Annotated in this window: 6 protein-coding genes and 2 pseudogenes; 4 read left to right on the top strand and 4 right to left on the bottom strand. The window is 66.0% G+C overall.

Annotation, left to right across the window (positions count from 1 at the left end; all coding sequences use genetic code 11):
• Positions 1–614: phosphotransferase family protein (locus GJ632_RS17575; RefSeq protein WP_343161244.1), on the bottom strand; the 614-nt coding region annotated here is incomplete at its 3' end.
• A 75-nt stretch (positions 615–689) separates the two neighbouring features.
• Here GJ632_RS17575 and GJ632_RS17570 point away from each other — a divergent pair.
• Positions 690–1,902, top strand: a pseudogene (locus GJ632_RS17570) (acyl-CoA dehydrogenase family protein).
• Between the two features lies 1 nt (position 1,903).
• Here the strand turns inward: GJ632_RS17570 and GJ632_RS17565 are convergent.
• Together GJ632_RS17565 and GJ632_RS17560 are read right to left on the bottom strand one after the other, a co-directional pair.
• Entirely contained in the window at positions 1,904–2,296 is a 393-nt protein-coding gene (locus GJ632_RS17565) for a type II toxin-antitoxin system VapC family toxin (RefSeq protein WP_343161243.1), read from the bottom strand.
• The gene (locus tag GJ632_RS17560; protein WP_089810928.1) at positions 2,293–2,538 is read right to left on the bottom strand and encodes an antitoxin VapB family protein; all 246 of its coding nucleotides are present in this window, start codon (positions 2,536–2,538) and stop codon (positions 2,293–2,295) included. The genes GJ632_RS17565 and GJ632_RS17560 overlap by 4 nt, the downstream gene beginning before the upstream one ends.
• A gap of 150 nt (positions 2,539–2,688) precedes the next feature.
• Between GJ632_RS17560 and GJ632_RS17555 the strand changes: the two are divergent.
• Positions 2,689–3,458: pseudogene (locus tag GJ632_RS17555) on the top strand (SDR family NAD(P)-dependent oxidoreductase).
• A gap of 381 nt (positions 3,459–3,839) precedes the next feature.
• A complete protein-coding gene (locus GJ632_RS17550) occupies positions 3,840–4,685 on the top strand; it encodes an aldo/keto reductase (RefSeq protein ID WP_191453628.1) in 846 nt (281 codons plus the stop codon).
• Positions 4,686–4,828: 143 nt separating this feature from the next.
• On the opposite strand, the gene GJ632_RS17545 is transcribed toward GJ632_RS17550, so the two are convergent.
• On the bottom strand, positions 4,829–5,194 hold the full coding sequence (locus GJ632_RS17545) for a hypothetical protein (protein WP_191453627.1): 366 nt from the start codon (positions 5,192–5,194) through the stop codon (positions 4,829–4,831).
• A gap of 842 nt (positions 5,195–6,036) precedes the next feature.
• Between GJ632_RS17545 and GJ632_RS17540 the strand changes: the two genes are divergently transcribed.
• The coding region (locus tag GJ632_RS17540) for a binary toxin-like calcium binding domain-containing protein (RefSeq protein WP_305037691.1) at positions 6,037–6,917 on the top strand (881 nt) is incomplete at its 3' end.

Raw genomic sequence — 6,917 nt, 5'->3', positions numbered from 1 at the left:
GTGACGTTCGGGGGCGTCTCGTCCAGCCAGTCACCCACCTCCCGCAGGACGGGGACCGACCGCTCGTCGGCCGTCCGTTCGAACGCCCACGCGAGTTGCTTTCCCCAGCGGTCGACCTGTCTGCGGGTGTAGCCCGGCGCGTGGCCGAACTCGCCTAGTCCGACCGCGTCGGGGTCGACTTCGTGTATCTCCGCCAGCGTGTCCACGAGTTCGTACCCGACGCGTTCGCGCGCCGCCGTCTCGGCGAACCGCTCCGGTTCCGCGTCGCGGAGGACGTCGCCCTCGACGCGCGCCATGACGTAGAAGTCGCTGCCGACGACGTCGTGGTCCTCGCACCCGAGTACCGTCTCGGGGACGGGTACCGGCGTCTCCTGCAGGGCGTCCATCACGCGGTACTCGCGGAGGACGTCGTGCGCCGTCTCGGCCGTCTCGCCCGGCGGCGGACGGCGGAGGACCAACTCGCGAGACCCCCACGTGAGGAACAGCGTCTCGTTCGAGTGGCCCGCCGGGTGTCGCTCCACGTCGAACCGCGATGCCGGGCCGAGTTCGGCTTCGAGGTAGGCGCGGAGGGCGTCTTCGTCCACGAGTCGCCGGAAGTACGCGTCGTCGGTCACGGTGTTTCAGCTCCGCTACCAAAGATAAGCCCAGTCCGGAAATAGATTTACACCGTTCGATTGTGAGAGTCGCGTATGGAGTACGACGACACCGAGGCGGCGCGGGAACTCGCGGGGCGGGTCCGGGAGTTCGTGGACGACTGTGTCATCCCGGTCGAACGCGACTACCTCGGCGACGGCCCGGTGCCCGACGAGGAGATAGCGGCCCTCCGCGAGGAGCGCGCGAGCGAGACCTGTACGCGCCGCAGATACCCGAGGAGTACGGCGGACAGGGGTTGAACTTCCGCGACGTGCTCCCGGCGTTCGAGGAGGCGGGACGGAGCCTCCTCGGCCCGTCGCGATGCGCATCGCCGCGCCGGACGAGGGGAACATGCACACGCTCGAACTCGTCGGCACCGAGGCGCAGAAAGAGGAGTACCTCCGGCCACTCGCGGCGGGCGAGATTCGGTCGGGGTTCTCGATGACCGAACCCGTGCAGGGCGGCGGGTCGGACCCGAAGATGCTCCGGACCGAGGCGCGAAAGGAGGGCGACGAGTGGGTCATCGACGGCCACAAGTGGTGGACGACGCAGGGGAGCGAGGCGGACGTGCTCATCGTGATGGCCCGCACGGACCCCGACGCGCACCCGTACGAGGGGACGTCGCTGTTTCTGGTCCCCGCGGACACGGCGGGCGTCGAAATCGTCCGCGACGTCCCGCACGTCGGCGGCGAACTGCTGGGGTCCAGCCACGCCGAGATTCGCTACGAGGACGTGCGCGTCCCCGCGGAGAACCTGCTGGGCGAGGAGAACCGGGGGTTCGCGCACGCCCAGCAACGCCTCGGCCCGGCGCGCCTGACCCACTGCATGCGCTACACCGGGATGGCGGCGCGTTCGCTGGAGGTAGCGAAAGCCTACACCGCGGAGCGAGAGGCGTTCGACTCGACGCTGTCGGAGAAGCAGTCCGTGCGGTTCACCGTCGCCGAGGCGGAGACGCGCCTGCACGCCGTCCGGACGATGGTTCGGGACGCCGCCGCGCGCATCGCCGCCGGCGAGGAGGCGCGCGTCCCCGTCTCGATGTCGAAGGTGTTCGCGGCGAACGTCGTCCAAGAGGTGATAGACGACTGCCTGCAACTGTGCGGCGGCAACGGCATCGGCAAGGACCTGCCCCTGGCGGACTTCTACGAGGACGTGCGCGCGTTCCGTCTCATCGACGGCGCCGACGAGGTGCACAAGCGCGTCGTCGCGCGCGACTCCTTCCGCGACGTGGACCCGTCCGCCATCGAGGGCATCACGCGGTACGGGGAGTAACTCAGCAGGACTCGACGTCGAGTTCGTCGATTCGCCGGAAGTGCGCGACGTTCTCGGTGAGAACGGGTTCCTCGTGAACGAGTGCCGTCGCTGCGATGACGGTGTCGCCGATTCCGATTTCGCGGCCCTCGCCGGTCAGTCGTCCGTCGAGACGGCCTGCTTTCTTCATCACGGTGCCGTCTGCGGGGTAGATCGGCTTCGAGTCGAGTACCGTCTCGATACGCCGCCGCCGTTCCTCCGGGGCGTTCACTCGTTCGACGCTATGGTACAGTTCGAACAACGTCATCGCCGAGAGTGCGAGCGGAACGTGTTGGTTCTCTAACTCCCTGACTTTCTCGATCGTGCGGTCGCCGCCCTGCATCAACCGAATCAGGACGTTCGTGTCGACTATCACGGGTCCATCTCGTCTACGAGTCTATCGAGGCGGGCACGCGAGTCCTCCTCTCGTTCCCGAATCGCATCGCGCATCGCGTCTGCCTCCTCGTCGGAGAGGACACCCACTAGATCGAGGAGCGACCGTTCTCCGGCGATTCGAGCGACGGTGTCCGAAAACGACTCCCCCTCCCGCTTGCGCATCTTGAGTCGCTGGTACGCGTCTTCGGTGAGCCGGACGTTTCGATACTCTGTCTCGCCCATGCACACAGTTGTGCGCAAGGTCGGATAAAGATTTCCGGGGGATGGTCGGCCGCGTTTTTACGTTGCTAACTCCAGCAGAGGTTTGATTAACGATGCACGAGAGTAGAGAGACAGCATGACGACAGAGACAGCGGAGACGGAGGCGGCGCGATGACGGACCGATTCGGCGTCGCCGGCCAGACGGCCATCGTGACGGGGGCGTCCAGCGGCATCGGCAAGACCATCGCCGAACGCTTCGCCGCCGAGGGCGCGGACGTGGTGGTCTGCTCGCGCGAACAGGAGAACGTGGACCCCGTCGCCGAGGAAATAAACGAGGGCGACGGCGGCCGCGCGTTGGCCGTCGAGTGCGACGTGACCGACCGGGACGCCGTGGAGGCACTCGTCGAGGCCACCGTCGAGGAGTTCGGCGGACTCGACTGTCTCGTGAACAACGCGGGCGCGTCGTTCATGGCGTCGTTCGACGACATCTCCGAGAACGGGTGGGAGACCATCGTCGGAATCAACCTCACGGGGACGTACCACTGCACGCAGGTCGCCGGCGAATATCTGAAGGAGGGCGGCGGGACGGTCATCAACTTCGCCAGCGTCGCCGGGACGCAGGGGTCGCCGATGATGAGTCACTACGGCGCGGCGAAGGCCGGCGCGTCAACCTCACTACCAGTCTGTCCTACGAGTGGGCCGGCGACGACGTGCGCGTGAACTGCATCGCTCCCGGGTTCGTCGCCACGCCGGGCGTGGAGTCGCAGATGGGCGTCTCCGCCGACAACATCGACCGCGAGGAGGTCCAGCGTCGCATCGGGACGACCGAGGAGATAGCCGACCTCGCGCAGTTCCTCGCCTCGCCCGCCTCGTCGTACGTCGTCGGCGAGACGATAGTGGCGCAGGGCGTCCCGCAGGTGATGGAGACGCCCGAGGTCTGAGCGGAGTCGCGCGACACGCGGTCACCGCCGCACTTCTACGTACTCGAACGCCGGGAGCAGCGTCTCTCGGCGATTCAAACGAACGACGAGGGTATTCGTCCCGAAGCACCCGGTTCGACGTGGCCGTCGCTCGGCGCGTTCTCCGATGAAATTGAGGAAGGGACGACAGTCGGCGTTCGCGTCAAGTACCCCTACCCGGCGCGCCCGCGGACCGTCGCCCTGTTACCGTACCCGAAAGTACGCGAGATTGGGTAAAAGTCTTGTGTCGTGTCTGCCGTTTGTCTGACGGACAGGAGGCGTCTCGCGGGCGAATTCGTGTGAATCGGTCCCAAGGTTCCGGTGCCGGTCCGTTTAGGCATCTGCCGGCCGTCGAGCGGAACGATGCTTCAGAACGAGAGCGATACGTTCGACATCGGCGGCGAACTGACGGTCCACCGCCTCGGCTTCGGGGCGATGCGCGTCACGGGCGAGGACATCATCGGCGAACCCGACGACGTGGAGAACGCGGAACGGGTCCTCCAGACGGCGGTGAGCCTCGGCGTGGACTTCATCGACACCGCGGACTCCTACGGACCGGGCGTGAGCGAACGTCTCATCCGGGACGCCCTCGCGCCGTATCCTGACGACCTAGTCGTCGCCACGAAGGGCGGACTCCTGCGCAACCGCGACGGCGACTGGCTTCCGCACGGCGACCCCGACTACCTCCGCAACGCCCACCTCTGCAGTCTGGACCGACTCGGTGTGGACAGCATCGACCTCTACCAGTTCCACCGGCCCGACCCGGACGTGGACTTCGAGGAGTCGGTGACGGCGCTGGCCGAACTGAAAGACGAGGGCGTGATAGGACACGTCGGACTCAGCAACGTGAGCGTCGAGCAGTTGGAGACGGCCCGCGACATCGTGGACGTGGCGACGGTTCAGAACCAGTTCAACCTCACAGACCGCGAGGACGACGACGTGCTGGCGGCCTGCGAGGACTACGACATCGGGTTCATCCCGTGGTACCCCCTCGCGGCAGGTGACCTCGGGGCGAAGGCGGACGTCCTCGACTCCGTCGCCGCGAACCACGACGCGACCGAGTACCAGGTGATGCTCGCGTGGTTGCTGCAGCACTCGCCGGTGACGCTTCCGATTCCGGGCACGTCGAGCGTCGAACACCTGAAGCAGAACGTCGCCGCGTCGCACCTCGAACTCACGGACGGCGAGATGGCCCGCCTCGACGAGTGAACGGTCGACGGCGCGCGGCGTCGGGGCGATAGCGACGCTGGATGTCGTCGGCGGTTCGAAGAAAAGTAACCGTCGTGAGGGCCGAATCACCGAACGCGGGGAGTCACACGCGTGCGTTCGATGACCGAGTCGAGTGTCGTCCGTTACGCTTCCGTCTCGGTCTCGGACGTCTCGTTCGTCATCGTCTCGTTCTCGGTCGTCTCGTTACCGAGCGTCTCGTTCTCGGACGTCTCTTCGAGGGAACTCTCCGTCGTCTCTTCTTCGGTCATCCCCTCTTCGGTCATCTCTTCCTCGGTCGTCTCCATCGAGGACTCTTCAGTCGTCTCCATCGAGGACTCCTCGGTGGCCATCTCGCTCGTCTCTTCCATCTCGGTCACCGTGTCTTCGTCGACCGTACTTTCGCCCGCGGCTGTACCGTTCTCCGTGCTCGCACCGCTGGAACCCGAGCACCCTGCGAAGAGCAGGAGCGCTGCGACGAGTCCAGCAGCCAGGATCTTTCGATCTACCATCGATTCGGCAGACAGCCGTGAGGGATAAAGGCACCAGTACCCGTTGCGTCCGGTTTCATCGTTCCAGTCGAAATAAGCAGAAACAAGCCACCTTAGGCGACTCCAAACCACATAGCGCCCTCTAAGGCTTTCGTTTTGGAAGGAGAGTGCCGAGCGGCTCGCGCGTGAGTACGAGAGAAACGCGGCCCGGACGCGACGTCCGGGCACCGGGGCACGACCACGGGGACGCCTTGGGGATGCGACGTACCGTGGTGCACCGGTGCGCGGTCGGACGAACGCGATGAGTCGCTGGGGATGCGACGGGTTCGACCCCCGCGGATGCGGGATGGGAGCGCCGTCGTGGGGAGTACGGCGGGGGAGCGGGGGTCGTCGCCGGTGCCCGGAGTGGGGTCCTCCGTACCGGCGAGTCGTCCGGAACCGCGTGTCTGTCACCTGACGATGGCCTGGACCCTCAGACGGAGACGGCACGGCGGGGAGGGTGCCGTCCGCCGTCGGTCGAGCGTCCGTGGGATGCCATCGACTACTCAACTGGCGGGACGGGTAAAGACGGTAGTGCTCGTTCCGATTACTTCCACCGTTTCACGACTGTTCCGTCCGCGAGACCGCCGTTAACGGATTAGAAAAGAGAACTGTTTCAGCGCGGCGACTTCGTTCGAACGAGACGCTTCGCGAGCGGGCCTCCAGCGTCAGAACAGCCGTCAACAGTCCACACACCTACCAGTCGTTTATCTTGAATTTCTTCAGAATTTCACCGTTTTAGCGTCATATTATCCCGATATACCGACACGAGCCAGTAAGTTTTTGAGTGAAACGTGTAGACTATACGTACGACAGGAATCGACATGTCCGCAACCGCACTCCGTTCCGCTCTCTCGTTCGTCGTGGCCGCCCTCGTCCTCGTGGGCGCAGTCGGTGCGCCGGTCGCGGCCGCCTCCGGCGTGACGGTCACCACGGAGACCGTCGCGACCATCGACGGCACCGCGTACGTCTGGCAGTCGTCCCCCACCGAGATGCGCGTCCAGACGTCGCAGCCGGTCTCGACCACCGCGTCGGTCTGCATCGGTGCCGAGGGCGGGAACACGTCCACCGCGTGCGCGCCCGGGAACGGTACGACCACGACGGCGCTCTCGGTGTCGAACTGGCCGGCCGACGCCACGGGACCCCAGACCGTCTACGTGAACGGGTCCGACGGAGAGACGGTCGTCTCGAAGGGCGCGGTGTTCGTGATGACGAAGGGCGGTGACGTGGACGGCGACGGCCTCACGAACGAGGCGGAGGTGAACGGCGAGACGGGGTTCCGGACCGCCGACACCGACGGTGACGGCCTCAACGACGGCGAAGAGGTCAACACGCACGGGACCGACCCGACGGAGTCCGACTCCGACGCCGACGGACTCGGCGACTCGCTGGAGGTGTCGACCTACAACACGAACCCGACGGAGGCGGACACGGACGGTGACGGTCTCAGCGACGGCGCGGAGGTGAACCAGCACTCCACCTCGCCGGTGAAGGCCGACACCGACGACGATGGCCTCTCGGACGCGGCCGAGATTCGGACGTACGGAACGAATCCGAACAAGGCCGACACCGACGGCGACGGCCTCACCGACGGCGAGGAGATAAACACCCACGAGACGAACCCGACGAAGGCCGACACCGACGGCGACAACCTCGCTGACGCCGCCGAGGTGAACGAGTACGGGACGAACCCGAACAAGGCCGA

The sequence above is a fragment of the Halogeometricum sp. CBA1124 genome (assembly GCF_009741955.1).
Lineage (GTDB): Archaea > Halobacteriota > Halobacteria > Halobacteriales > Haloferacaceae > Halogeometricum > Halogeometricum rufum.
Note: the sequence above shows the minus strand (reverse complement) of the source record. Positions and strands in the feature narration are given on the sequence as shown.